Here is a 26,231-nt window from a genome sequence, read left to right on the forward strand (position 1 = left end):
TCTGACTGGTGGTGTGGATGTGCCCTTATCACCTGAGTTTACCGCCACTGCTGGTCTAAACGTTGGTTTCCTTGATCAAACTGATGTTGGGCTAGTGCTTGGTGTTGGTTACAACTTTTAAGCACTTCACCGCGCACACTAAGCTAAGTCTTCTCCTCCTGCACCGGGTGCACCCGGTGCTTGTTGGTCAACTTACGGCTACGTAGCTTTACAAAAACTCGTTTAAATTTTTCAAAGTCTTCTGTACTCAGTTCCGTCTTTTGCCATGCTTCTCGCTGCATCAAGCGCTCAAACCAGTCATTTAGTTTGGGGTAATGACTAAAAGAAACGCCTAACTTAGGTAATAAAGACAAATCACATCCAGCGACAATATCTGCTAGAGTTAACTGTTCGCCACCAAAATAAGAACTATTTCCTAAACAATCTGTCAAAAATTTTAGGACTTTATCTATATGTTCCTTTGCTTGTAAACATTTTGGTGAATCCTCAGTTTCAGAAATTAAAGAAATCATTTTTGGCAGTAACTCATGTGTCGCCACCATTTGAACCATCCTTACTGTTGCTAACGCCTCAGCTTCTTTAGGCAAAAGTGCAGGTGTGGGGTACTTAGCTTCTAAATAGTCCAAAATTGCCAAAGATTCTATCACTCGTAAACCATCATCAACTATCATTGGAACGTGATGAAAATGGTTAAGGTTCAAATACTCTGGTTGCAATTGGTCACCATTTAAGCTCAACAAAATTGGATCAAATAAAATTTCCTTTTCGAGTAAAGTTTGCCATACACGACGAGCCATAGGTGAGCGGGGGTTGTAGTAAAACTTGAGCATTGATAATTTCTCCTAAACTCATTAGCAAAAAAACCGTTCGGTCTGTAAATGAACAAAAAATTTTCTCTTTCTCTCAACAAAAGAGTCTTGAGATAGCTTTTCATTCCCATATTTAATAATTTCTATCGTGATAAAGACGCAGTGCAAAAGCTCCTGCTGGGGTTTCGCGGAATTTCTTAATCTCAGATACCATTTTGGATGGCAATTCCTCCAAGCTAGCAGAACTCATTGGATGTTCTGGTGGTCTAACAACGGGAGTAGCAAGCGCCGCAAAGGTGAGATCAGCAGCAGAAAAGCTGTTTCCAACTAAATAAGTACGTCCATCTGCCAATAATTCGCTCACTTGCTCAAAAATGCTCTTGATTTGTTCGTAATCTTGTGCATCAGACTCTTGAGTTATGTTTAGTTTCTGCCGAACAATTGAGCGGACAATAGGAAAAACGACTGGAAATAATACCACTTCAACAAAAGGCACACCATTACACCATGTACGTTGCATCAACTTGGAGTTATTCATGGTGTGAAAATAACTCCAACGGCGTGTAGCAGGTCCAAGTTGCTCGTCAAATAAATCTTCTAGTTGTTCTACTTGTCGGCGTGAGTCAGGGTGAGTGGGGTATAACTTAGCGTTATCAGGGGCAACTTTGTCTAGGTAACGTAAGATCTCAGTTGAATCAGTGAAAGTACCAGCTTCAGTAATAAGAACAGGAGTTGATTTTCCACCAACTCGACCAGTTGCTAATAGATGAAATAGTGGTAGATGAGGCTCTTCAATGTAAGGAACTTTCAGTTTTGTAAGTGCCCATCTTACTTTTTCACAATAATGACTGATAGGAATTGTAATCAGACTAAAGGGTTTTTTCTTACCAGTTAGGGAATTAGACAACATATTGTTGATGTTAAATTTGAGATTTTGGATGAGTTACTGGCTACTTTGGTTATTTTCTATGTTCATAAACTTTGCTTTACCCATTGAATGAGATGTTGTAATTCTTCTTGCACCATGTGTTGAACATTTTCCTCTGATGGAAATATCTTTTGTTCAACTTCTTGTTTGTACTGTTCTATTGCTTGAAGAGTTAGAGTTTGGTAATCTTGATACTTTGTTGCTAGTTTAAGTTTACGAGGTGTGATTCCTAAAATGTCGTTAACAATGAGAACTTGTCCATCAGTAAACCGACCTGAACCAATGCCAATCGTGGGTATGCTGACTTTTTCTGTGATTATTTGACCTAGCTCTTCAGGAATAAGTTCAAGTAAGAGTACAGATATCCCAATTCTTTCTAGGGTTAGCGCACCTTCAATTAATTCTTGAGCTTGTTCAAAGCTTTTTCCTTGTACTTTCTTCTGTTGTTGAGTTTGTGGAAGTAAGCCAAGATGACCACATACATTTATATCATGCTCAATTAGATGCTTGACAATTTCTTCTCGGACACCTTCTAACTTAATGATATCGGCTCCATTTGCTAAAAGTTTTCTGGCATTCTCTAAAGCTTGTTTTGGAGTTTCATAAGAAGCATAAGGCAAATCAGCAAGAATATATGCTTGCGATGTTCCTCGTCGAACAGCTTTGAGATGATGGACAATGTCATCCATCGTGACTTCCTGCTCACTGTCATAACCTAAGATGTTAGTTCCTACACTGTCACCAACAAAAATGACATCTACTCCAGCTCTATCTTGTAGCAGCGCAGTAGGATAGTCATACGCTGTGAGTGCTACTATTTTCTGATGATTTTGCTTTTTGGCGAGCAAGTAAGCTGAGTCTTTTTTCATAGGAAACTCTTCTGGTTTAACGTTGATAGGTAAATAGCTCAGGTGTTCTCAGTATACATAGGCTATCTCCCATTCTCTACCTCCCACAAACTGTTAAACTATGATTTTTCATGATATTTTAAGACTGAACGGTCTTTTTTTATGTAAACTAAACTCAAGCAAGTGGACTTGCTTTAAATGCGCAATTGGCTATCGATGTAATTCGTCAAATGATTGATTGCTCGTTCAAGATGAATTGAGTCACCATAGAGCTTGCTCATCATTGCAGCCCCCTCAAGTGTGGAAATAATAATGGTGATCACTTGATCAGCGTCAACTGTTGAGGGAATTTCACCTTTTTCTATTCCTTTTTGGATAATTCGATAAAATAGCTGACGCCAAGAGTTCATCGCCTGTTGAGTGCGTTTGCGCAAAGCAGGATGAGCATCATCACTTTCAACAGCAGTATTCAGCAGCGGACACCCTCCCTTTATGATTGGGTTATTTATATTGCTGTGAAATACATCAAAGATAGCTTGCAGGCGCTCAACTGCATGACGCTTAGTTCGGACTGCAGCTAAATAATGTTGTCTGAGTTGGGCGATCGCAAAATCAAATGCCTGTAGTGCTAGCTCATCTTTACTTTTGAAGTGGTTGTAAATTCCTCCCTTCTGTAATCCTGTAACACGCATAATGTCTGAAATAGACGAGCCAGCATACCCCTGTTGATTAAACAGTTCGGCTGCTTGTTGGAGAATTTTCTCTTTTGTTTCTTCGCCTTTAGACATTTTTTTAGACCGATTGGTCTTTTTTACTATAACTGGAAATATCAGTAAATTGAAAAGTTTTTCTTAAAGGAGCGATCGCAAGGGAGCAAGAGACGTCAAAAACGAAGCGTAGTTAAAAAGTAAAGGATTAGGGGGTTGGATGAAACGGATTGGTGGTAGGATGTCCTGGTAAATCGATTCCGGTTGCTCATCTTTAAGGATTTGGAAGCAACCTCATTTTGACTGCAATATCGCACGGTTTACCGAAGTACGGTGAACTTGTTACTAAAATATCTACACCAGTGCTAGCATAATCCTTTATATTTTCAGAGGTAATACCACCAGCCACTGCTAGTTTTAAGTTCGGATACTGCTGCTTCAACTTCAAAACCAGAGGCTCAAGATCTGAGATCGCAATTTTATCAAACTGAATTAAATCTACACCTGCTTGAGCAACCATCCAGGCATCTGCTGGTGTATCTACTTCAACGCAAATATGTTGTTCTTGAAACTGTCGTCGCAGTTCATTCATACGCTCAGTTAGCCCAACTATACCTCCCAGGAATATCAGGTGTTGGTTAAAGATTAAAACTGTTTCAGATAATCCTAAGCGATGAAAAAAGCCCCCACCAGCTAGAACCGCTTTGATGGAAAGCGCTCTAGTACCTGGAAAACACTTGCGAGTAGTGACAATAGAAACAGACTGATTTACTGTTTTAGCAGTATCTACCAATACTCTGGTACGCGAAGCAATGCCAGAAGCATATTCCATCAAATTCAAAGCAACTCTCCAGCCACTATGCAAAGCGCTCGCAGTGCCACTAGCTTGAAGAATTAATTGCTTTTCCTGGCAGACTGTACCACTTTCCACTTGATAATGAACTTTAGCACCACAATATTCTAATACTCTGGCAGCTTCTTCAGTAGCGCTAATGGTCATCGGATGACGGGTAGAAAACTCGATTTCACCAAGTTGCTTGCCAATGCCGAGTCCGTAAGTTGTCAAATCTAGGTAAGGAACATCTTCCTGAATTAACCTAGCGATCGCCTCATCTGAGAAGAAAACACTCATTTTAGTTTTGCGACGAGCGCGTAAATATATAAACTCTACTAAGATTTACATTCAACTTAATATCTTTTCATAAGACAAATTGTAGAAATCACTACTATTGTGCGCGATCGCCATTGCTACTTTCATCTGTTGCTGGTTCGATGGTTACTGTAGCCCTTTGTGTTGGAATCAATGACCCTTTTACCGCCATCAGGTGGATTGACCGACTCAGCGCCGGACTTTCGCGCCTAGCCCAAACAAATTTTCCCTCACCCTACCGCTACGATAAAGAGGTTTTATATTTGGATTAACAGATGTAGCGTTATTTATAGAATGAGTTAGAGAATTAAAGATGATTATTCAGCCAGAATTTGACAAAGAAACTTTTTTTGAAGCAGGCAATCAAGAAGATTTTTCTAAATTATTACGTGCTTGTGCTTACGCTCTTGAAAAAAAGATGTCACTTTATAACGCCATAGAAGAAACAAAAGTGAAATTTCAAATTATCATGTGTTCTATCGTAAAAAATGAAGCAGTCAACGATGAAGGAAAAATTGAGGAAACCGAAGCGGAATTTTGTGAGAATTACCAGTTACAAGATTTCATAGAAGATATTCCGTACGGTGTTCGGCTGGCGTTTCTTGCGGCTGAATGCACAGCAAATTTAATTCGCTGCGTAAGTATTTCTGAGAACGAAGAAAGTCGAATTTTGTATGAGCATATAAAAAAGAGTTTAGAGGAAGAGAACGTTTGAGCTATCTGCTAAAAGCAGCAGCGCTAGCCCCGCTCTGAAAGTGCCGTGCCGTAGGCATAGGGGGCGCACTTAAAGGACGCAATCGTCCGTACACGCCCAAGGGTTTCTGGAGGAAACCCCTTCCCCATATATTCGATGAAAGCTTACGAAGTCCAGGAAGTATAGCGATTTGTCAACAGCCCTTCGGGCGGGGAAAAGGTTAAAGGGGAATAAGGGGCAGGGGGAAGGGGAACCCCATAAAGGCTATTTTGGATGTGTGAAAGGGGTGAGCGAACGGGTAAAGCCTTTGATAAGTAAACCTTTTGAAGATTTTTTGAAAGCGGGTGATGGGACTCGAACCCACGACATTCAGCATGGGAAGCTGACGTTCTACCACTGAACTACACCCGCAAGTCAAGGTTAGTGCCCTTGTATAGTGCTAATCTTACCAGATATTTCGACCAATGACGGTTAAAGTAGAAGACGATCGGGGGAGATTTTTACTGGCATTCCTACACGCAGTGCTCTGCAATTGTAAATGCCCAAACCTCCACTTCCCGACTTTTTTCAGCCAGGATTATTTACAACACTAATTTTCAATCAAACTTAATTGTGACAAAAAATTAGGTGATGCGTGCAATGGTAAATCATTAATCCTAATGCTGCAATTTTGTTGGCTTGAAGTTTCTTTCTTTGTTGTGTTGTTTTTTGGTCGAGTGGAAAGTCCCATTTCCTTGAGCAAGCGATTAATGTGGCAAGCGCTAACTTTAATTCCCAATTCTTTTGTCAGATGCTTGCTTAACCATTGCGCTGTCCAGTGTTGAAATGGATAGCCATACTCACGCGGACTATGGCTTGCCAGTTCTTTCAAGCGAGCGAGATATTCCTCATTCACAGTTTTGGGGCGTCCCATCGGGCGATCGCTCCAGTTATGAGCTAACCCGGCTTGTGCCATAGCAATCCAGTAGCGTGCAGTCTCTTGAGAACACCCCAGAGTTTCACAGATTTGTGTCTGAGATTCACCCGCATCTGCTAATAGCATGATTTCAACACGACGGCGATATTCTGGACGTAAGTCGGTTACTAGACTCTTAAGCAGAAACTTGCGCTGAAAAGGTGTTAGGTAAAGACTTTGGTTTTCCACAGCGATTCCTCTTTGTAAAACTTGGGGGTGTTGGAAGTTCGTTTGGGTGTTCCTTGCGAACCTCTGCCTACTTCTCGGAATCAAAAGTCTAGTATTTCCGCAACTCGTTACAAAAGTTCACACTAATTGGTGAACGGTCAGAAGTGCTGCTTTTGAGGCGTTGGTGTTGTGACAGGGCATCAAGCACCATCTGCAACCAGATATATAGCCTCATTTTTAAACTGCATTAGTCAGAGTAGTTCAATACATCACTACACTTGAATTTTAAAGGCTCAAGTAACATTATTTGGGGAGATAAAAGATTGGAAACATGAAAACATAACTCATGGATTTATGCATAAATAAGAAGTTTAAACCCCTTGCGATACTAGATTTTATTTCAGAATATAGAAGTGTGATTAGCGAAGAGAAAGTTAATTACAACTTACCAATTAATGGCAATCGATAACTGAACAATTCACACTTAATTAGGAGAAAAAAGATGAAAGACAATCAACATGAACAACTGTTTACCGAATTAACTGCGGCAGAAGCTGCCGTTGTTGAAGGAGGTGGTAGTTTCGAGTCCACTATTAAGTTTGATACCTTCCTCACCACACGAGAGTTCTATGTGCAACCCGGTGGAACAATCAAACTCACTTCCAACACCAAATCGGCTACGAATAACCCAGACTTCGGTGCAATTATTAGAAATGTAAAAACTAATAATTCAAATGGAAAGATAGCCAGTGTTGGTAAAGATACCACTACATGGACTGACATACGGGGAGGCACTTACGTAATCGACTTTAGAGATAAAGAAGACGGTGTATTTGTCACTGGCGACATAAGAGTTGACTACACCTCCTGATGCAGCACTTTGCTAAACGCGGCAAGTCTTGTAACTATTGCCAAACACTCAGGACGCATCTTTGCCATTCGTTTGGTGAAGAAATGTTACAAGAACTAATGGTTTGCATAAAACACAGACGTAATTCACCGAGAAGTAGGTAGCAGATCAAAACAACAAGTTTTGCGTTTGCTTTCCAAAACTATAGTTCCTCAAGGAACGACACAGAACAATTCACACTTAATTAGGAGAAAAAAGATGAAAGACAATCAACATGAACAACTGGTGACCGAATTAACTCCCGAACAAGGAGCTGTCATCGAAGGTGGTGCTTGGCTTTACTTGTATAAAGCCACTGCAATTAAAGCAGGTGCAGACTTCGGTTGGAGTAACGGAGACGACGTATATGCCAGGATAAATGGAGACAAAACCAGTACAACTAACGACGTAGATACTGGTGAAACCGCCAATTTCTTCCAATGGAAGCAATTTAGTGGGACTGCAAGCATTAATCTGTTTGATTCCGACGGCGGTTTGGCTGGTGACGATGACTCTCTAGGCGGTTTTACTGTTGGAACCACTCCTACAAACGGTTCCAAAACAAAACGCATTAGTGGAAGTGGCTCTATTTATGACGTAACCTACGCGGTCTATGCTTAAAAAGCACTCCTGAAAACTTTGGCATCGTCAATAACTCCAGGGTCAAACTTTTGGTTCTCAGGAGTTAAATATTCAACATTGTCGGGGCTTTCTGCCCCGATTATCTTGCAGATGATCAAAGATTCCATATACAAATTATGAAATACCCAATTATCCAACAACATAGTGAAGAAGACTGTGGAGCCGCCTGCCTAGCCACCATTGCTAAATATTACGGACGCACATTTACCCTCAATCGCGTCCGGGAATGCGTAGGCACAGGTTCTAGGGGAACCTCCCTATTGGGATTAAGCCGGGGTGCAGAAGCCCTCGGATTCAATGCCCGCCAAGTCAAAGCTTCCCCGCAATTGCTCGACTCTTTGCACAAAATTTCGCTGCCCGCCATTATACACTGGAAAGGCTACCACTGGGTCGTTTTATACGGGCAAAAGGGGAAAAAATATGCACTTGCTGATCCAGGTGTTGGCATCCGTTACCTCACCCGCGAGGAGTTAATCAAGGGTTGGGGCAATGGTATCATGCTGTTGTTAGAGCCAGATGACAGCCGCTTTAGCGAGCAACCTGAAGATAAAATTGGTGGCTTTGGACGCTTTATTGCGCGTGTTTTGCCCTATCGCAACATTTTAGCTCAAGCGATCGCCATCAATATCGCCATCGGACTGCTGTCGCTTGTCTCTCCCTTGATGATGCAATTGCTCACTGATGACGTGCTGGTGCGGGGAGATACCCAACTGCTTACCACCGTGGCAATTGGAGTCATTGCCATGAACTTATTTCAAAGTACCATTGGTTTGGTACAATCTCACTTGGTTGGTCATTTTGGGCAACGGTTGCAATACGGACTCATTCTAGAATACGGGCGACAACTTTTGCGCTTGCCCCTATCATATTTTGAAGCACGTCGCAGTGGGGAAGTTGTTAGCCGCATTGCCGATGTTCATGCCATCAATGCCTTAGTTTCTCAAATTGTCCTCGGTTTACCCAGCCAATTTTTTATTGCCGTGGTTTCCTTGGGCTTGATGCTGTTCTACAGTTGGGGACTGACTCTGGCTTCCTTAGCCGCCTTTGTCATCGTCACAGGAATCAACCTGCTTTTTCTCCCCGCCTTGCGTCAGAAAACCCGCAACATGATTGTCTTAGGTACAGAAAACCAAGGCTTTCTCGTTGAAACTTTTCGCGGTGTCCAGGTGCTTAAAACTACCCAAGCGACTCCCCAAGCTTGGCAAGAGTATCAGACTAATTTTGGTCGTCTTGCTAACTTGGGCTGGACTACGATGAAGTTGGGGCTTTACAGCAGCACAATCACCGGTATTCTTTCCAATTTCACTAGTATTGCCTTACTTTGGTTAGGTAGCTATTTAGTGATTAATCGCACTTTAACCATCGGTCAGCTGATGGCGTATAGTGGCTTGAGTGGCAACTTTCTCGGCTTTCTGGGTTCAGTCATCGGGTTAGTTGATGAGTTTATCACCGCCCAGATTGTCATCCAACGTTTGACAGAGGTAATTGACGCCACTCCAGAAGACGAAAACGACTTTAAAAAGCCACAGGTAGAAATTCCTGGTGATGCAGATATTACCTGCACTAACCTCAACTTTCACCATGCTGGTAGAGTTGACCTTTTGGAAGATTTTTCCTTAACTATACCAGGTGGTCAAGTGATTGCCCTGATTGGTAAATCTGGCTGTGGCAAAAGTACTCTCGCCAAAATGATTGCTGGTTTATATTCTCCCCAGTCTGGTAATATCCGCTATGGCATCTATAACCAGCAAGACCTCTCCTTGGAATGTCTGCGACAGCAGGTGGTGCTTGTGCCTCAAGAACCGCACTTTTGGAGTCGCTCAATTATTGACAACTTCCGCTTCAGCTATCCCCACATATCTTTTGAACAAATTGTCAGGGCTTGCCAGATTGCAGGTGCAGATGAGTTTATCAGTAAACTGCCCGACAAGTATCAAACCGTTTTAGGAGAATTCGGCGCGAATCTCTCTGGTGGACAACGGCAGAGATTAGCCATAGCAAGAGCTATAGTTACTGAACCGCCTGTACTTATTTTAGATGAATCCACTGGCGCTCTCGACCCGGTGAGTGAAGCGCAAGTGCTAGATAAATTGCTGTACTACCGAACTGGGAAAACCACAATTATGATTAGTCATCGCCCAAAAGTGATCCAGCGAGCTGATTGGATTGTACTGCTCGAACTTGGGCGCGTGAAAATCCAAGGAACTCCCCAAGAACTACGCCATCAAAGAGGCGATCACTTAGATTTCCTAGACGAAGTTGCCCCGTCAACAAATAATTTGGTAAATGGTTTGGTGTTTCCATCCTCCAAATCTGATTCTAACGGCAAATCACCCGCAATTAGCTTTTACAACCATGATGCTTAGCCACTCCAACTCAGATTCTCTTCCCCTAATTGAAGAAAACGGTTTTCTACCACCTATTGGTCGTTGGACGACGGTTGGGGGAATGGTTATGCTTAGTTTTATGGGAATAGCGATCGCTCTTGCTTCTGTTACCCAATACAAAGTTACCATCAAAGCACAGGCTAACTTCCGTCCTGCTGGTGAATTGCGGATTGTTCAAGCTGCAACAGAAGGTCCTGTTATGGGCGTCAGAGTTAAAGAGAATCAAGTTGTCAAAAAAGGAGATATCATTGCCACTATCGACGACTCGAAGCTGCAAACTAAAAAGAGTCAACTGCAAACCAACATCCAGCAGAGCCAGTTACAAATCGTTCAACTCAACGCTCAAATTAGCGCCCTGAATAACCAGATGAGAGCCGATAGCGATCGCGTTAACCGTGTTGTTGCTGCTGCTCGTTCTGAACTACAATACAAAAGCCGAGACTATCAAGACAAGCAAATTACTACCGTTGCGGACCTAGCAGAAGCCGAGGCAAATGTCAAGATAGCTCAGAGAGAATTGCAAAAAGGTGAGGCAGAGTTAAGGACAGCTTCTGCAAATTTAAAGTCAACGGTAGCCGCTTTATCAGCAGCTCGATCAAAGCGGAACCGATATCAAAGTGTAGCAAAAGTTGGAGCTCTTTCTTGGAATCAATTTGAGGAAGCACAACTCGCAGCTGATCAGCAAGAACAAGCAGTTGAGGCGCAAAAAGCAACAGTTGAGGCGCAAAAACAAACAATTGAACGGCTACAACAAGCAGTTTCGGCAGCCGTAGCTAGAAAGGAACGCGCTGCTTCTGCCCTGAATCCGAGTCATGCAGAAGTGGCGATCGCCGAGTCGCGGATTGCCCAAGAAAAAGCTTCGGGGGAAGTCAACTTCGCTACATTAGACAAAGAACGTAAAGCCCTCATCCAGCAACAAATTGAAATTCACAAACAACGAGAACGCGACGCCCGCGAACTCCAACAAGTGGAAATCGACCTCAAGCAGACTGCCATTACTGCCACAGCAGGCGGTATTATCTCCAAGCTAAATCTGCGAAATTCTGGTCAAACTGTACGTCCAGGAGAGGAAATCGCGCAAATAGTTCCTAGTGATGCCCCGATAGTGGTTAAGGCAGCGGTAGCACTTGAGGATAAAAGCAAGTTGAAAGAAGGACAAAAAGTACTCGTGCGGGTTTCTGCTTGTCCTTATCCAGATTACGGCACCCTAAAAGGTAAGGTCAAGGCGATCTCTCCAGATGCATTCACTCCTCAAGCAAATGGTGCAACTGCAGGAACGTCCCCCACAGCAGCAAGCCAGAAGGCGGCTGTTGTTGCTTTTTACGAGGTCACAATTGAGCCAGAAAGCCTTGGACTATATAATGGCAAAAAACAGTGTTCCATTCAATTAGGAATGGAGGGCACAGCCGATATTATTTCTAAAGAAGAGACTGTACTGCAATTCTTTTTGAGAAAGGCAAGGCTAATCGCAGACGTGTAATACCGTTTCACTTTAAGGTTGATACAAATGGGCAGCAGGGGAGCCAGTGCGTTGCGGTGAGAAGTTTGAGCGGAGGAAACCTCCGCTCAAAGCTTCGGAGGGTTCCCCCCGTTGTAGCACCTGGCGTGAGCAGGGGACACCGGAGCTGGGGGAAATAATTCCAGAAAAATCATTTGTATCAAGGATTTCGTGAAATGGTATAAGGTTAGTAATAGACATCTCCGAAAAATCCCAATACCAATCTCTAACTGAGCTTCAAGCTTGCGATTCCTACGGAGAGCTACGCTGAACGCCCATGACAAGCATCAGCCAGTTTCAGAGGATGTTTGTAAAGTATCCATTCCCCTCTGAACGGTTACTGTTACTGTCCCAAAGTACACTGGAAAAAACTCATTTCTTATTGCTCTCAATTGTTACCTGCCAGGTATCTAATGTGGTTCCTACAGTTTTATCAAGGTTCGTCAAAGCGTTGAGATATTCAATAGTTGCATTAAGTTCTGCGTTTCTTGCTTCTACCAAACTATTTTCCAAACTCACAATTTCAAAAACTCCAGATCCTCTGCCTAATCGCTGCTTTTCTCGTTCAATCTCTAGTTGTCGTTCCGAAGACTCCCTCGCTTGTCGGGCAAGTTGCACCTGAGAGAAACTCAAATTAGCATCTCTAATCCTATCTGTTACCTGAATTTCTAAACTTTCACGCTGATCGTTCAAATTGTTTTCCGCTTGCAATTGGTTAACTCGGCTGCGCTGAAACCTCTGTTCCGGTGTGAGATCGCCCAATGTTTTGCTAAAACTTAGTCCGGCTCTCACGTCTGGTGTTGCGTTGTCTCCTGTATTGTCATAGCTGACATTCAAACCCAAGTCCCAGCGTCTGTTATTTTTTGCCTGCAACAGGTCAAGTTTAGCTTTGTCCAGGTTTAGCTGTGCCTGCAAATATTCTGGCTGACTTAAGAGCGCTAATTGCCGAAGTTTGTTCGCGTCTAGAGTCACGGGTGACGCCTTTGGAACTTCTGCAGCCATAATATTAGTGTTTTGATCAATGTCAAGAATCTGAAGTAGAGCTAACTTTGTTGACTCAAGATTATTTTGAGCAGCCACCAAGCTGACTTGTCGATTAGCGATCGCTGTCTGACTTTGGATAATGTCAACCGGTGCCAACCTACCCGCCTCAATCAGAGCTTGGTTTATTTCCAGAAGTTCTTGAGCACTTTTCAGCGAAAGCTGCTCAATTTTTACCCGTTCCTGAGCGCGGAGTAAATTCAGGTATTGTATTATAGCATCCGTAATGGTGTTTGTCAATGTCGATTTTAAACCCAAGACGTTACTCTTTTCAGTAAGTCGAGCCGTCTTAATCGAAGCTGTGTTTACATCGATTCCAGCTCCTCTTAGTAGAGGTTGATTAAAAGTTATCTTTGGCGTTAGAGCGTTAGCTGTCAAGCCAAAACTCAGTTCCCCCCCGGTGGGAATCTTCATTTTTGCCTCAAGACCGACTTCATTAGTCGTTGTTGTGCTTGCACCTGAGCCGGATGATGCCATCGACGTTGACAGGGTAGGTGTAAAGTCAGGAGCAAATTTATCTTCTTCCACTGCCAAGTCTTGTTTTTGAGCTATTCTTTCGAGATATGCGTTTTTTATAGATCTATTGTTTTGCAAAGCCAAGACGACAACATCAGAGAGCTTTAGTGCAACAGGACGTACTTTTGGTAATGGTTTGGGTTGACTCTGTTTCAGACTACTTTGAGTTACTGTATTTGCTTGTTCTACTTTTGAAATTTGGTTCTGATACGAAGTTACATTCTGTCGTGGTACTTGACGCGTTTGAGAGAAGACATGGTGAAGCGGCTGTGATGACATGGAGAGGGAGAGACTCGGTGACGCGAGAAAAGACGCACCCGCCCTAAAGTTACTCTGCTTGCGGGGCAACATCGGCTGAGTCTCCTGTTTTGAAGGGAAATTTGGTGGGGTGGGAAGACGTGATGACGCAGAGATATCCCTGTATCCTCTTTCCTCGTGTCCTTTTGTCTCTTTGCTTTCTAGTCTTTGCATCCTCGTGTCCTCTTTTCTCGTATCTTCTCGTTCCCAGGTGGAACTTGGGAATGCTTTACCAGAGACAGAATCTTTCATTTCTGGCGTAGGTATCGCCAAAGCCTCTCGTCTGTCATTTTCTGGTTCTTTGTGTGAACGAGAGGTTGAGGGTGATGTAAAGGCGACTTGCGATTCCACGGAGTGCAGCGCTTCAGAGGGCGATCGCGTAGCGTCATTTAACTTCCAACTTTTAACAAGCAGTTGGTTGTTTTGGCTCTGAGGTTGGGAATGAGTTATGGGTGTGTTCGCGTTTACCGTTGGCATTTTTGAAGCGTAGTGTGTCGGTTTTTCGCTCTGAGTTTGCTGTGGGCGTTTCCACTCTGTAGGAGTTTCCGAAGGGTTTTTCAAAGGTAAGACAATCGCCTCACCCTTGCTAAGTTGCTGATTGTCTTTGCTTTGGTGTTTGATGTTTTCACCAGCCACAGGTTGAACGATTAACCGTTTGACAGCTGGCTCAACGCTGACTGCTGGTTGAAGTATCTTTTGGGATTTCAAAATTGGGGTGAGAATACGAGCTGTACCCACAATTACAGTTGAAACAACGACCACATTAAGTAACAAGAAGTTAACGGTTCGGAGAAATTGATGCTCGCGTTGGTTTTGACGTTGAGAGTCTTGGTTAGATGGCTTCTGCATGATGACTTGAATTTAGTAAATTGCTCTGCTTAGCCTGACTCTTTGGGATTGAGATTGATTTGGGACACCACCAGGACAAAGCCATTAGCTTTGAAATGAACGGTCAGGTCTTTAGACACCACCGCCACTGTTAGATTGGCGATGTTAGATTTGGGAGTTGCATCAGGCAGTCATTGAGTTTAGTAAAACTCATTGCTGCTGTCTGAATTATTGCCTTGATTTTACTTTACACTGCTCATCTTACTTTCTGTGTAAGTTTCAAAAAACAAAAGTGCTTTAGTTTTGAGCGGAAAAGATGATTTTATTAATCATTAGCTTTCTTAAAAGCCAGAAGCACTCTAGATATTAATATTTAGCACACTTCTCATCTTGATTCTTTAAAAACTTAACAAAATGAAAACATAAATCCTGTAGTTATGTTTTATAAACAAGCTGCCTCCCCTTGATTTTCTAAATTTCATCGGATAAAAATTGGATTAAGTAGATTAGGCGTTGACAAGTTAGTTCTACTTGATAAAAGTAGGTGAATAAAAACTAAAAATCAACCGAAAATTCTGCTAATCAAACATCCAATTTTTTGTCAGATTTTGAATTAACTTTCAAATTGAAATTACTGCACCAACAAAATTAGGATGCAGATTGTTTTCATTCTCTCAATGTGTAAATCCCAAAGGAGATAAATATGTACGCCAAGCTCATCAAAGATAATTTCGTGAAATTAACTAGTATGGCTGCTATCGGTACAGCCGCAGCATCTCTTTCGCTTGTTAGCACTATCCCACCATCATTTGCTGCTCCTGCGCCAAGCTGCATCAGGGTAATAAGTCAATCGTCAAGGAGTATAACTGTGAGAAACGATTGTGGAAACCAGCAGCGGGTGAAGCTCATCATTGCCTGGGGACCGGACTCAGGATGCAACGTTCTCAACCGTGGCCAGCAACGTACCTTTACATGGACGTTAGGTAGATTTGATAGACTGGATAGATGCTGATTTTATTTCTCCTATACAGGACAATTTAAGGTCACATCTCATTTGTCAATAAGTAATGTTACTTAAAAATTCCTCTGAGCGCGTAGTGGAGAACTGACAATTTGGGAGCTTTGCGTAATATTTACGCACATCGTTCTATCTTGCTGTTAAAAGTCATAGCCAAGGTTAGTTTGATACCTGCACTCCGATTGAATATTCTGGACAATTATTTATTGACAAACGCAACGCTATCTAAACCAGCCACGGATGCCCGCTTCCAGTACCTACAGCGCCATCCCTCCGGCGGTCCGCTTGATCACCAAGCTTCGGTGTGCAGCTGGTTACAGCGGCATACCTGCTTGGTAGCGCTCTAAAAAGCTATCTCAAATAAGTGTAGGACTGCCCCCAATAGCTTGCCACTTGGGGGCTTATTAATTGACTGCGATGCTTGCGACAAACACTATGTGCTACGCAAAGCTGTAACAGGATTTAGGTGGCTAGCTCGTAGAGCCGGGAGAAAACCAGCGCCCACCCCCACCAACAGCGCTGAACCTAAGGACAAAGCGGCTGTACTGCTTTCAAATTGATAGGGCAAATCAAAAGTACCGGCAACCACCAAAGTTAACCCATGCACCGAGGCGATCGCCACAGTTCCCCCCAATAAGCTCAAAAGCGCCGCTTCGAGAATGAACTGGAACATGATGTCCTGCTTTGTTGCCGTTGGTGGGGTGGGAAGACGTGATGACGCAGAGATATCCCTGTATCCTCTTTCCTCGTGTCCTTTTGTCTCTTTGCTTTCTAGTCTTTGCATCCTCGTGTCCTCTTTTCTCGTATCTTCTCGTTCCCAGGTGGAACTTGGGAATGCTTTACCAGAGACAGAATCTTTCATTTCTGGCGTAGGTATCGCCAAAGCCTCTCGTCTGTCATTTTCTGGTTCTTTGTGTGAACGAGAGGTTGAGGGTGATGTAAAGGCGACTTGCGATTCCACGGAGTGCAGCGCTTCAGAGGGCGATCGCGTAGCGTCATTTAACTTCCAACTTTTAACAAGCAGTTGGTTGTTTTGGCTCTGAGGTTGGGAATGAGTTATGGGTGTGTTCGCGTTTACCGTTGGCATTTTTGAAGCGTAGTGTGTCGGTTTTTCGCTCTGAGTTTGCTGTAGGCGTTTCCACTCTGTAGGAGTTTCCAAAGGGTTTTTCAAGGGTAAGACAATCGTCTCACCCTTGCTGAGTTGTTCATTGCCTTTGCTTTGAATGTGTTTGATGTTTTCACCAGCCGTAGGTTGAACGATTGGCGGTTTAACTGCTGTTTCAACGCTAGCAGCAGGTTTGAGTATCTTTTGGGACTTAAAAATTAGGGCGAGAATACAAGCCATACCCAAAGTTACAGTTACAACAACGACCACCTTAAGTAACAAGAAGCTGACGGGTCGTCTAGATAGATGCTCGCCTTGGTTTTGACGTTGAGAGTCTTGGTTAGGTGGCTTCTCCATAATGATTTGAATTTCTGAGTAAATTGCACTGCTTCGCCTGAGTCTTTAGGACTGAAATTAATTTTCGACACCGATTGGACAAAGCTATTCGCTTTAAATTGAACAGTTTAAATTGAATGGTCAAGTCTTCGCCACCGCCACTGTTAGGTTGGTGATGCCAAACTAGGGAATTGGATCGGGTAGTAGTTCAGTTAAGTAAAAACCATTGACGCTGACAGAATTTGTGTCCTGATTTTACTTTAGACTGCACACCTTACCTTTTGTATAAGGTTCTGAAACAAAAGTGCTTTAGTTTTGAGCGAAAAAATTATAAATTACTGGGTTAATGTCTACAGGACTTACTCAACCAACTGGACAGGCTGAACGCTTGGTACCGTTTATAATGACATGTCAGCTTAAAGGTTAAGACGGAATTGAGAACTTGGGTTCTATTGCCAAAATGAAACTTACGAATTTCTATTTACTTCTGGCTCCAAAGTCTAAATAATTATATGTGGCTCAAAACAATTTCACATTAATTTGGTGAACGCTCGCAAGTGTGGCTTTTTAGACAATGATGCTGTGACATTGTGCCAAACTCCATCTGCGATCAGAGACATAGCTCAGTTTCAAATTGCAAAATTCAGAGTAGTGAGAGCACCTCAATGGATTTTGTTTTACCATTTTTTACATATGATTTTTCAAAAAAAAAACATAAATGCTTGACTTATGCGTAATCAATGAGTTTAAAACCCTTGAATTTGTAAATTAAATCTCAGAGTATTGAAGAAGAAATAGGCAATCTATAAGCCAGCGAATCAAACACAAATCCTGGATAAGTACGATGGCCTTGACAACAACAAATTTCAATTAATTGAAATAGAGGTCAAATGGTTGACCTACATAATCACAATCAAAATAAGGAGAAAAGAAATGTCTCTCGCACGAATTGGCCGCTTAATCTTGACGACGGGTGCAGTCACTGCGGTGGTGGCGGGCATGGGTACTCTGGCCCACGCCCAGAGCTGGGCGTATTGGACGGCTGCGGAGGGCTCCGACTACGCCGGCGTCCGCATCGACAGGAAATACATCGGTGCCTGCGACCTGGAACAAGATGGAAACGGCGTTTACGCTGAGTACAACGTCAGCGGCAGCTCAAGCACCTTCAGGATCGGGGACGGGAACGGGTCGCAGGCTGGGTGCGGCGTCGCCACACCCAGCCGCAGCATCACCAGGTTCCGTGTCTGCGAAGACGATACAGGTTCAGACACCTGCAGCCCATGGGAACCTGTTCCGTGACTGGCGTAACCGCTTGAATTAGCCTCATAAATAACCTCTTACGACACACTTTCACAAGGCATGGTGAAGCTCCGCCGTAAGCACCCTCTTACGGGGAGGACGAATTTTCCAATGTCAGTCTGTTAAGAGGTCTACGCACATCAGGTTCAGGAGTGGCCCCCTGTTATTTATGCAGGGGGTCACTCCGTGTTGACGACCGTCCGTAGCTGCACCGGGCGTTGGGCCTGCTCCGACACTGACTTTTCACGGCAAGTCCTAAAACCCCTTGACAACTGGCTCACAACCTTAACTTGTGACCAATGGCCCCCAATAGCTTGCTATTGGGGGCTTATTAATTTACCGTGATGTTGTAACAAATACTATGTGCTACGTAAAGCTGTAACAGGATTTAGCTGGCTAGCTCGTAGAGCCGGGAGAAAACCAGCGCCCACCCCCACCAATAGCGCTGAACCTAAGGACAAAGCGGCTGTACTGCTTTCAAATTGGTAGGGTAAATCAAAAGTATCGGCAACCACCAACGTTAACCCATGCACTGTAATCAGCGCCACAGTTCCCCCTAACAAGCTCAAAACCGCCGCTTCAAGAATGAACTGCAACATGATGTCCTGCTTTGTTGCCCCAATCGCCAGCTTCAGACCAATTTCAGAAGTACGCTCTGCTACAGTGGCGATAGTAATATTAGCAATGCCAACACCACCCACCAATAAAGAGATGACTCCCACTGCTGCCAGTGCCATTGAAACGGATTCAAGGGTTTTCTGTTGCTCCAGGATGTCTTCCACATTGTTAGCAACATAAAATTTTTGACTTGGAAAGCGCTGCTCCAACAGTTTTTTTGCCTGGTCTTCCAAGTTCTTCAGGTCTTCGAGTTTGCGGGGACGCATCCAAATAGTTCCAATATCGCGACTACCCATTAAAGCGTTGTAAACTGAAATCGGCACTAGTAGCTGACCCTCAGGTGCTTCGTTGTTACCGGAATTAGTCTTTACCACCCCCACAACGATATAGGGTCGGCGATTAGCATAAATGCGCTTACCCGTTGGCTTTTGACCTTTGAAAAGTTTATCCGCCAGAAATTGATCAATGACCACCACAGGTCGATAGCTGGCAGAATCTGCTCTTGTGAAGAACCGTCCCTTCACTAATTGCTTACCCGATGTGAGCAAGAAGTTTTGGGAAACACCCAACATCAAAGAATTCTTCGCCTCCTGATCTTGAAATACGGTTTGAGAAGAAGTTGGGGAACTGGACGCACTGATTGCTTGTAAGCCCAAGAGCCGTTTTTGCAAGAATTTCATGTCTTCTAGCCGAAGAAATCGCGACTCTGGGTATACTACGACCTGAGGGGCATCTCGCTCTGCCATTTGACGGGCAATCACTGCCCGACTGATGCTGCCGACCTGAAGCGTCGCTGTCACCGCAGCTACACCCATGAAAACGCCTAGGGTGGTTAGGGTAGAACGCAAGGGATTGCCGCTTAAAGAGCGGGAAGTCAGAGCTAGTAGGTCGAAAGGTGTGAGACTCATACTATTCGCTGTTACCTTCTGTCGAATTGTCTTCGGGAACGGTTGGCGTTCCTGGTTCCGATTTGGAATCAGCTGCGGGCAGCACCACTTGATCCCCAGGGCGCAGACCAGAGGTCACTTCCACATTAGTCAACCCCTCTAGCCCTAGAGTGATGTTTTTTTTCTGAGCCTTACCTTGTTTATCCCGCACCAACACAAAGGGCTTTTCTTCAGAGCGCTGAATCGCTTCCGTGTCCAAAACCACCACGTTCTGCCGCTGTTGCAAAACAATCTCGACATTTACCTGGCTGCCAGGAATCAGCTTGCGGGAAGGGGTATTAAGTCGCACTTTAGCAGATACCGTTGCTTGCCCCGCTTGTTGGCTGCTGCTTTGGCTCTCGTTCCCACTAGAGGTTGTTGCTATGGGAGACAAACTTTGCACCCGCCCCTCGAATGTCTGAGCATTGGGACCGATGACACTGATGCGGGCTGATTGGTTGACCCGGACTTTAGCCGCATTCAGGGTGGAAAGCTGGAGCGACACCAGTTCTTGGGTGGGGTCGCCCAGGATGAGCAAGTCAGTACGCACCTGAACCCCTTCCCCATCCTTGACTTTGATGTCAAGAACGTTACCATGAATTGGTGCAGTCACGACGTTGTTCTGGAGTTGCTGCTGGATTTTTTGCAGTTCAAGCCGAAGGCGCTGAAATTCACGGATATCATTATTGACCGCTAACTGAGCATCCTGTACAGCAGATTCAGCCTGCATAATTTTATCCCGCGTTTGCTGTTGCGTATTTTGGCGCTCAAGCTGAAGGTTCTGGAGTTCGATGGTATCGCTGCTGACGGTTAACTTCGCCTCCCACAAAGCAGTTTTCGCACGGCGAACCTGTTCCTCCTGCGTCCGAAGTTCATTTTTGGGAATGAAGCCCCTTTGATCCAAAGCTTCAAGTTCCTGGAGTTTCTTTTCCTCAGCTTTGAGTTCTTCTTCAGCTTCGACAACTTTCTGGCGGTTACGTGCTACGGTGAGTTCCTGTTTTTGAATCTGCAACTGCTTGTTTGTCTGGTTTTCCTGTTTAGCTACTTTTAGCTTTTCCTCGGCTTCAACAACTTTCTGGCGGTTACGTGCTAAAGTGAGTTCCTGTTTTTGAATTTGCAACTGCTGGTTAGCCAGGATAGTTTGGCGCTCGGGGTTACGCAGAATAATCAGCGGCTGACCGGACTTGACTTGGTCTCCAAGCCGCACTAGCACCTGCTCAACTGCGCCTTCTGCTGGAGACTTGAGGGTCTGTTGACCACGCAGTTCAAGGGTGCCGCTCTCATTGATTGTAGTTTCAATGTTGCCGCGTTCTACGGTGACAACAGGCAGCACCACCGATTCTGCAGGTCGATTCCGAGTCTGGATGTAGACCAGCCAGCCCCCGGTGCTAACCAGAGCCAAAACTCCTGACCAGGCTAACCATTGAACTCCAGATTTGAATGTCTTTAGAGTTGGCATTGAGATAAGCACGCTGCCAGTCAATGAAGTTACTTGTGATGGAATTAGCTACTTTATTGTCTAATCCCTCTTCAATATTTTGATATTGAATCTAGAAATTCAAGGATTTGAAACTTATTTTTTATGCATAACTCAAGTAATTATGTTTTTTATTTTAAGCTTTCATATTTAAAAACAAAGGTACTTTTATCTTGCAAATCACAGTGTAGTGATGCGCTCAACTATTCACACGGGCTATATCTTTGATTGTAGATGCTGCCTTGTCACAGCCTCAACATCTGATAAAGCGACACAGGTGACTGCTACCAAGACTAATGTGAATTTTTGTAACGAGTTGCACAATTCCTGGACTTTTGATTCCGAGAAGTAGGCAGAGGTTCGCTGCGGAGCATTCAAACGAACTTCCAACACCGTCAATTCTACCAGGAGGAATTGCTGTGGAAAACCAAAGTCTTTACCTAACACCTAGAGAGCGCAAGCTGCTGCTGAAAAGCCTAGAAGCCGAGTTACGTCCAGAATATCGCCGTCGTATTGAAATCATGCTACTAACAGATGCGGGTCAATCTCAAGCACAAATCTGTGAAGCACTGTTGTGCGCTCAAGAAACTGCACGGTACTGGATTGCTATGGCACAGACAGGTCAGGCTCATAACTGGGGCGATCGCCCGATGGGACGCCCCAAGACTGTGAATGAGCAATATCTCGCTCGGTTGAAAGAACTGGCGAGCCATAGTCCGCGTGAGTATGGCTATCCATTTAAACGCTGGACAGCGCAATAGTTAAGCAAGCATCTGGTGAAACAATTGGGAATTAAGGTTAGCGCTTGCCACATTAACCGCCTGCTCAAGGAGATGGGGCTTTCCACTTGACTGAAAGACAACACAATTGAGAAAGAAACCTCTAGCCAACACAATTGCGGCAGGGTGTGGTCAAAACCTCTTGCTGAATGTAAATATTTGTAACAAATACTCTGGTTTTGCGTAAAATGTTTAAAACGAGTGCGAGAAGGAGTTAGAGGTTCACTTCAGCTCTTGAACAAGGTTTGGAGTTTCAAGTAATGACCAAAGATGAACTTGATTCGTATCTGCTACAGCTTGCTTGTGTTGCACAGCGACACCCGCCGCATTCTCAGGAACGGCAAATCGCTTTAACAAAGCTAATTCACAGCATTGTGCGCTTTGGCAATCTTTGGTATCCATCCAAAAGTCAATTTTTCAGCAATGTTCAAGATATTTACAATGAAGCACGTCAGGAACTTTTTCTTTATATTTGTCAAAATATTGACAAGTACGACCCGGAACGCGGTACGGTTTTGGTATGGGTCAATGTTCTTTTGGAACGACGATTTTTTAAAGATACTCTTCGTAAAAACCTCAGTCATAGTTCTGTGACAAAAATGACTCTTACAGACCTAGACAATCTTGCCTTACCTGAAGAATCAAAAGACCTCACAGAAATCGTTAAGGAATGTATAGAATCAGACCCAGAAGACATTTTTAAAAATGAGTATATGGAGCAATGTCCCCAAGCAACGTTTCAAGCATTAGCTATGCTCAGAATGTCTGGGAAATCATGGAAAGAGATTTCAGCAGAATTTGAAATGAAAGTTCCTACAGTCAGCAGCTTCTATTACAGATGTCTAAAAAAGCTTTCTCCTAAGTTAAAAGAATACTGTGAAAATCAGGTATATTAAGGAATAGGTATACAAATGAGAGGAAATTTATCAGAATCTTTAACCTTTACGGTACCGATAAGCTTAGAAGCTCACGCACTTGCAGAACGTTTCCGAAACAAACACAGGAATCCTCAGAAAGCCAAACAGGTTTATCTCAATACTTTGGCAGTATTTGCTGTTCAATTTTATTTGCGTTGTATGGGAATTAAAACTTCTTGGCAAGGAAGTTTAAGTTGGAACCCTCTCATACAAACTCTTATGGATATTGCTGATTTAGAAGTTATCGGTTTCGGTAAAATAGAATGTCTTGCGGTGTTACCTAACGAGCAAGTTCTTCATATTCTTCCAGAAGTTTCCTCAGATAGAATTGGCTATGTAGCTGTACAGTTTGAATCATCGCTTGAAGAAGCAACACTACTGGGATTTGTTAAAACAGTTCCTGAAAATGGTGAGTTACTTATAAGTCAGTTAAACTCGCTTGAAGATTTGCTTATACACCTGAACAAACCAATTGAAAAAATTGAACAGCCAATTCACTTGAGCCAGTGGTTGATGAATGTTGTTGATGCTGGTTGGCAAACTATAGAATCGCTTTTGAATCCGCAACAATCAGAACTAGTTTTTAGATTTCGAGGAACTGAACACACTTTAGTTCACGCAGAAAATTCAACATCTAGTCTACAGAAAGGCAAACTCCTAGACTTAGGACGAGATTCCAAAAGTCAAATCATCGCTTTAGTGGTAGGACTGATCTCAGTCTCAAGAGAAGAAATAAATGTCGGTGTAAAAGTGTACCCAACAGGTGGTAAAAATTATTTACCAAAAGAACTTGAACTGATAGTATTGGATGAAGCAGGGATACCCGTGATGCAGGCAACCGCGAGAAACACAAAGAGTATTCAATTAAACTTTAGTAGCGAAATTGGAGAACGTTTTAGTGTTAAAGTTGCTTTAGGTGATGTCAGCTTTACAGAGCTTTTTCTAACCTAAAGATCACTATACAAAATGACTTGTGCTTTTTGCAAGAACTATGTTTAAATCATTAAGGATTTGACGAAGTGTCAAAATACATTACAATTTTTTAATGTTATTTTGACACTTCAAAATCCCAAATTTCAAATGGGTCTATGGCGAAGTTAGTTGTTCTGAAGTTTTATGGTGATTTAGAATACCAGGGATTTCGGGTGACGCTGGAGATTGGCTCAGATTTTGCTCCCCCAGAAATAGAAATCTCTGGCAAATTACCACCATGTCTCGACTTGGCTACCTACCTATGCCAGTGGCAACACAAGTATCGCAGTTTAGGAATGCCAAGTCGCATCAAGCCACAAGAAATTATTTACGATGGTTCTATCACAACACGAATTTCAGAATGCCGCCAAAAAACTAAAGTATTAATTGACTACTTACAAAGATGGTTTGATTCTCAGGAATTTCGCTGTATAAACAACACATTACGCGAGGAATTAAAACGAAACGAAGCTATTCGAGTACTCATTCGCACAGATAATCCGGAATTACAGAGAATTCCTTGGCATTTGTGGGATTTCTTTGGTAGATATTCGTTAGCAGAATTTGCCTTAACTACAACAGCATCACAAACCCCTCCAAAACCACCGCGTAAACCCAAAGTAAGAGTTTTGGCGATTTTGGGAAATAGTAATGGAATTGATGTTCAAATAGACCGTCAGTTGTTAGAAAATTTACCAAATGCTGAAACAGTTTTTCTGGTAGAACCACAGCGCAAAGAGCTAAACAATTATCTTTGGCAGCAGTGGGATATTTTATTTTTCGCCGGACATAGTGAAACTGCTGATAATACTGGTCGGATTTATATCAATAAAACGGATAGCTTAACAATAGAAGAGTTAGAGTTTGGTTTAAAAAGAGCGATCGCACAAGGTTTACAGCTAGCAATTTTTAACTCCTGTGATGGTTTAGGATTAGCATGGCAGTTCGCTTCTTTAAATATCCCGCAAATGATTGTCATGCGGGAACCCGTACCAGATGAAGTGGCACAGGAATTTTTAAAGCATTTTCTGGTCGCTTTTTCAAGTGGTAAGTCTTTATATCTGGCTTCACGGGAAGCAAGAGAAAAGTTGCAAGGCTTGGAGGATAAATTTCCGAATGCGACTTGGTTACCAGTCTTAATCCAAAATCCCAGAGTTGTCCCCCTGACTTGGCGAGAATTAAGCACTCAAAAAAGCGATTCATTACGTCAACTTCTGACTGTGCTTATGGCGAGTGTCCTTGTCACAAGTATAGTCATGGGAGTGCGCTATTTCGGAATGCTACAACCGTGGGAATTGCAAGCTTACGACCATCTTATGCAACTGCGACCCCGAATTGAAAGCTCAGATCCACGTCTAATGATAGTTACTGTTGATGAAGCAGATATTCGTTATCAGAACCAGAAGGGGATGAAAAGGACAGGATCGCTTTCGGATAAAGCACTTGCTCAATTGCTGCAAAAACTTGAGCAGTATCAACCAAAAACTATTGGTATAGATATTTATCGGGATTTCTCTGTAGACCCCAACTATGCAGATTTAATCACTCGCCTAAAGCAGGATGACCGTATTTTTGCAGTGTGCAAAATTCCTGCTGATGCTGATGACGCACCTGATGGTATTCACCCTCCTGAGGAAGTTCCAGAAGAACGCCAGAGTTTTAGTGATTTTGTGGCAGATTCTGATGAAGTCGCACGTCGCCAGTTATTGTATCTCACCCCTCCGGCAAAGTCTCCTTGTCAGGCAGAGAATGCTTTGAGCCTTCAGCTTGCACGTCACTATTTGCTTGACCAAGGTATCAAAGCAGATATGACCCCACAAGGGGACTTAAAAATTGGCAAAGTTTTGTTTAAACCATTAAAGGAACACACTAGCGGTTACCAAGCAGTGGATGCATCAGCAGGATATCAAGTGGTGCTGAATTATCGTTCGCTGCGTCCTCAAGAAAACATTGGTGAGACTGTATCTCTTAGAGATATACTTAGCGGCAATAGCCAAATTAACTCAAAGTTATTAAAAAATCGTATTGTCCTTATTGGCGTTACAGCCCCAAGCACTTCTGATTATTGGAAAACTCCTTCCCACAACAAGAAAATACCAGGAGTGTTCGTGCAGGCGCAGATGATAAGCCATATCCTCAGTGCTGTTGAGGATGGTAGACAAGTTTTGTGGTGGTGGTCTGGGTGGGTGGAAGTACTCTGGGTTTGGATATGGTCGTTGCTAGGAGGAATGATAGCTAGGTGCTACTCAAAGCCAGAGTACCTTGGGTTGGCGGTAGCAGCAGCGCTATCAATATTATTTGGAATTTGTTTTGTCATCTTTACACAAGCTGGATGGATACCACTAATTCCGCCTGCTTTGACATTAATATTAACAGCTATGGCTGTAGTGTGGAAAATACGAGGATAAAATTCCGGAATACAGGTAT

The 26,231-nt window shown here is 43.3% G+C and carries 19 protein-coding genes, 1 tRNA gene and 2 pseudogenes; 11 read left to right on the forward strand and 11 right to left on the reverse strand.

Annotated elements, in window-relative coordinates:
• Positions 1–143: 143 nt before the first annotated feature.
• The 5 genes from AC5590_RS27710 to modD all read right to left on the reverse strand — a co-directional run bounded on the left by AC5590_RS27710 (position 144) and on the right by modD (position 4,424).
• Positions 144–830, reverse strand: a complete 687-nt coding sequence (locus tag AC5590_RS27710; protein WP_169266546.1) for a glutathione S-transferase family protein — start codon at positions 828–830, stop codon at positions 144–146.
• A 112-nt stretch (positions 831–942) separates the two neighbouring features.
• Positions 943–1,719 carry a glutathione S-transferase family protein gene (locus AC5590_RS27715; protein WP_211178565.1) on the reverse strand — a complete coding sequence of 259 codons (777 nt, stop codon included), beginning with the start codon at positions 1,717–1,719 and terminating at the stop codon, positions 943–945.
• A gap of 62 nt (positions 1,720–1,781) precedes the next feature.
• Positions 1,782–2,606, reverse strand: coding sequence for a 3-methyl-2-oxobutanoate hydroxymethyltransferase (gene panB, locus AC5590_RS27720; protein WP_169266547.1), 825 nt, complete (start codon positions 2,604–2,606; stop codon positions 1,782–1,784).
• Positions 2,607–2,779: 173 nt separating this feature from the next.
• Positions 2,780–3,373, reverse strand: coding sequence for a TetR/AcrR family transcriptional regulator (locus tag AC5590_RS27725; protein WP_169266548.1), 594 nt, complete (start codon positions 3,371–3,373; stop codon positions 2,780–2,782).
• Positions 3,374–3,566: 193 nt separating this feature from the next.
• The gene (gene modD / locus AC5590_RS27730) at positions 3,567–4,424 is read right to left on the reverse strand and encodes a ModD protein (protein ID WP_169266549.1); all 858 of its coding nucleotides are present in this window, start codon (positions 4,422–4,424) and stop codon (positions 3,567–3,569) included.
• A 152-nt stretch (positions 4,425–4,576) separates the two neighbouring features.
• On the opposite strand from modD, the pseudogene AC5590_RS27735 reads away from it, so the two are divergent.
• A pseudogene (locus AC5590_RS27735) lies at positions 4,577–4,690 on the forward strand (DUF2254 family protein); the annotation flags it as partial.
• 65 nt (positions 4,691–4,755) lie between these two features.
• Complete coding sequence (locus AC5590_RS27740; RefSeq protein ID WP_169266550.1) at positions 4,756–5,157, forward strand: hypothetical protein; 402 nt, start codon at positions 4,756–4,758, stop codon at positions 5,155–5,157.
• Positions 5,158–5,475: 318 nt separating this feature from the next.
• Here AC5590_RS27740 and AC5590_RS27745 read toward each other — a convergent pair.
• Both AC5590_RS27745 and AC5590_RS27750 read right to left on the reverse strand, forming a co-directional pair.
• Positions 5,476–5,547 (reverse strand) — tRNA-Gly (locus tag AC5590_RS27745).
• A 178-nt stretch (positions 5,548–5,725) separates the two neighbouring features.
• The gene (locus AC5590_RS27750) at positions 5,726–6,280 is read right to left on the reverse strand and encodes a helix-turn-helix domain-containing protein (RefSeq protein WP_169266551.1); all 555 of its coding nucleotides are present in this window, start codon (positions 6,278–6,280) and stop codon (positions 5,726–5,728) included.
• Between the two features lie 481 nt (positions 6,281–6,761).
• Here AC5590_RS27750 and AC5590_RS27755 point away from each other — a divergent pair, with 481 nt between their 5' ends.
• The 4 genes from AC5590_RS27755 to AC5590_RS27770 all read left to right on the forward strand — a co-directional run bounded on the left by AC5590_RS27755 (position 6,762) and on the right by AC5590_RS27770 (position 11,657).
• On the forward strand, positions 6,762–7,130 hold the full coding sequence (locus AC5590_RS27755; RefSeq protein WP_169266552.1) for a hypothetical protein: 369 nt from the start codon (positions 6,762–6,764) through the stop codon (positions 7,128–7,130).
• Positions 7,131–7,367: 237 nt separating this feature from the next.
• The gene (locus tag AC5590_RS27760) at positions 7,368–7,769 is read left to right on the forward strand and encodes a hypothetical protein (RefSeq protein ID WP_169266553.1); all 402 of its coding nucleotides are present in this window, start codon (positions 7,368–7,370) and stop codon (positions 7,767–7,769) included.
• Positions 7,770–7,906: 137 nt separating this feature from the next.
• Positions 7,907–10,156: a peptidase domain-containing ABC transporter gene (locus AC5590_RS27765; RefSeq protein WP_169266554.1), complete on the forward strand. Its 2,250-nt coding sequence runs from the start codon at positions 7,907–7,909 to the stop codon at positions 10,154–10,156.
• Complete coding sequence (locus AC5590_RS27770; protein WP_169266568.1) at positions 10,149–11,657, forward strand: beta-barrel domain-containing protein; 1,509 nt, start codon at positions 10,149–10,151, stop codon at positions 11,655–11,657. The genes AC5590_RS27765 and AC5590_RS27770 overlap by 8 nt, the downstream gene beginning before the upstream one ends.
• A 390-nt stretch (positions 11,658–12,047) precedes the next feature.
• On the opposite strand, the gene AC5590_RS27775 is transcribed toward AC5590_RS27770, so the two are convergent.
• Positions 12,048–14,378, reverse strand: coding sequence for a TolC family protein (locus AC5590_RS27775; RefSeq protein WP_248277291.1), 2,331 nt, complete (start codon positions 14,376–14,378; stop codon positions 12,048–12,050).
• Between the two features lie 682 nt (positions 14,379–15,060).
• On the opposite strand from AC5590_RS27775, the gene AC5590_RS27780 reads away from it, so the two are divergent.
• Positions 15,061–15,369: an alpha-amylase inhibitor gene (locus tag AC5590_RS27780; RefSeq protein ID WP_169266555.1), complete on the forward strand. Its 309-nt coding sequence runs from the start codon at positions 15,061–15,063 to the stop codon at positions 15,367–15,369.
• Between the two features lie 439 nt (positions 15,370–15,808).
• On the opposite strand, the gene AC5590_RS27785 is transcribed toward AC5590_RS27780, so the two are convergent.
• From AC5590_RS27785 to AC5590_RS27795, 3 genes are all read right to left on the reverse strand, one after another.
• Entirely contained in the window at positions 15,809–16,837 is a 1,029-nt protein-coding gene (locus tag AC5590_RS27785) for an ABC transporter permease (protein WP_248277292.1), read from the reverse strand.
• Positions 16,838–18,474: 1,637 nt separating this feature from the next.
• Entirely contained in the window at positions 18,475–19,641 is a 1,167-nt protein-coding gene (locus AC5590_RS27790) for an ABC transporter permease (protein ID WP_169266556.1), read from the reverse strand.
• Position 19,642: 1 nt separating this feature from the next.
• Positions 19,643–21,118, reverse strand: coding sequence for an efflux RND transporter periplasmic adaptor subunit (locus tag AC5590_RS27795; RefSeq protein ID WP_169266557.1), 1,476 nt, complete (start codon positions 21,116–21,118; stop codon positions 19,643–19,645).
• Positions 21,119–21,555: 437 nt separating this feature from the next.
• Between AC5590_RS27795 and AC5590_RS27800 the strand changes: the two are divergent.
• From AC5590_RS27800 to AC5590_RS27815, 4 genes and pseudogenes are all read left to right on the forward strand, one after another.
• Positions 21,556–21,984, forward strand: a pseudogene (locus tag AC5590_RS27800) (helix-turn-helix domain-containing protein); the annotation flags it as partial.
• 191 nt (positions 21,985–22,175) lie between these two features.
• Entirely contained in the window at positions 22,176–22,811 is a 636-nt protein-coding gene (locus tag AC5590_RS27805; RefSeq protein ID WP_169266558.1) for a sigma-70 family RNA polymerase sigma factor, read from the forward strand.
• A gap of 15 nt (positions 22,812–22,826) precedes the next feature.
• The gene (locus AC5590_RS27810; RefSeq protein ID WP_169266559.1) at positions 22,827–23,783 is read left to right on the forward strand and encodes a DUF1822 family protein; all 957 of its coding nucleotides are present in this window, start codon (positions 22,827–22,829) and stop codon (positions 23,781–23,783) included.
• 137 nt (positions 23,784–23,920) lie between these two features.
• Entirely contained in the window at positions 23,921–26,212 is a 2,292-nt protein-coding gene (locus AC5590_RS27815) for a CHASE2 domain-containing protein (RefSeq protein ID WP_169266560.1), read from the forward strand.
• Positions 26,213–26,231 lie beyond the last annotated feature (19 nt).

The sequence above is a fragment of the Brasilonema octagenarum UFV-OR1 genome, assembly GCF_963888615.1.
In the GTDB taxonomy this organism is placed as follows: domain Bacteria; phylum Cyanobacteriota; class Cyanobacteriia; order Cyanobacteriales; family Nostocaceae; genus Brasilonema; species Brasilonema sennae.

Bases quoted from the DNA above. Each gene is read 5' to 3' on its own strand.
- AC5590_RS27710 (WP_169266546.1), bottom strand. From the start codon at position 830: ATGCTCAAGTTTTACTACAACCCCCGCTCACCTATGGCTCGTCGTGTA.
- AC5590_RS27715 (WP_211178565.1), bottom strand. From the start codon at position 1,719: ATGTTGTCTAATTCCCTAACTGGTAAGAAAAAACCCTTTAGTCTGATT.
- panB (WP_169266547.1), bottom strand. From the start codon at position 2,606: ATGAAAAAAGACTCAGCTTACTTGCTCGCCAAAAAGCAAAATCATCAG.
- AC5590_RS27725 (WP_169266548.1), bottom strand. From the start codon at position 3,373: ATGTCTAAAGGCGAAGAAACAAAAGAGAAAATTCTCCAACAAGCAGCC.
- modD (WP_169266549.1), bottom strand. From the start codon at position 4,424: ATGAGTGTTTTCTTCTCAGATGAGGCGATCGCTAGGTTAATTCAGGAA.
- AC5590_RS27740 (WP_169266550.1), top strand. From the start codon at position 4,756: ATGATTATTCAGCCAGAATTTGACAAAGAAACTTTTTTTGAAGCAGGC.
- AC5590_RS27755 (WP_169266552.1), top strand. From the start codon at position 6,762: ATGAAAGACAATCAACATGAACAACTGTTTACCGAATTAACTGCGGCA.
- AC5590_RS27760 (WP_169266553.1), top strand. From the start codon at position 7,368: ATGAAAGACAATCAACATGAACAACTGGTGACCGAATTAACTCCCGAA.
- AC5590_RS27765 (WP_169266554.1), top strand. From the start codon at position 7,907: ATGAAATACCCAATTATCCAACAACATAGTGAAGAAGACTGTGGAGCC.
- AC5590_RS27770 (WP_169266568.1), top strand. From the start codon at position 10,149: ATGCTTAGCCACTCCAACTCAGATTCTCTTCCCCTAATTGAAGAAAAC.
- AC5590_RS27775 (WP_248277291.1), bottom strand. From the start codon at position 14,378: ATGCAGAAGCCATCTAACCAAGACTCTCAACGTCAAAACCAACGCGAG.
- AC5590_RS27780 (WP_169266555.1), top strand. From the start codon at position 15,061: ATGTACGCCAAGCTCATCAAAGATAATTTCGTGAAATTAACTAGTATG.
- AC5590_RS27785 (WP_248277292.1), bottom strand. From the start codon at position 16,837: ATGGAGAAGCCACCTAACCAAGACTCTCAACGTCAAAACCAAGGCGAG.
- AC5590_RS27790 (WP_169266556.1), bottom strand. From the start codon at position 19,641: ATGAGTCTCACACCTTTCGACCTACTAGCTCTGACTTCCCGCTCTTTA.
- AC5590_RS27795 (WP_169266557.1), bottom strand. From the start codon at position 21,118: ATGCCAACTCTAAAGACATTCAAATCTGGAGTTCAATGGTTAGCCTGG.
- AC5590_RS27805 (WP_169266558.1), top strand. From the start codon at position 22,176: ATGACCAAAGATGAACTTGATTCGTATCTGCTACAGCTTGCTTGTGTT.
- AC5590_RS27810 (WP_169266559.1), top strand. From the start codon at position 22,827: ATGAGAGGAAATTTATCAGAATCTTTAACCTTTACGGTACCGATAAGC.
- AC5590_RS27815 (WP_169266560.1), top strand. From the start codon at position 23,921: ATGGCGAAGTTAGTTGTTCTGAAGTTTTATGGTGATTTAGAATACCAG.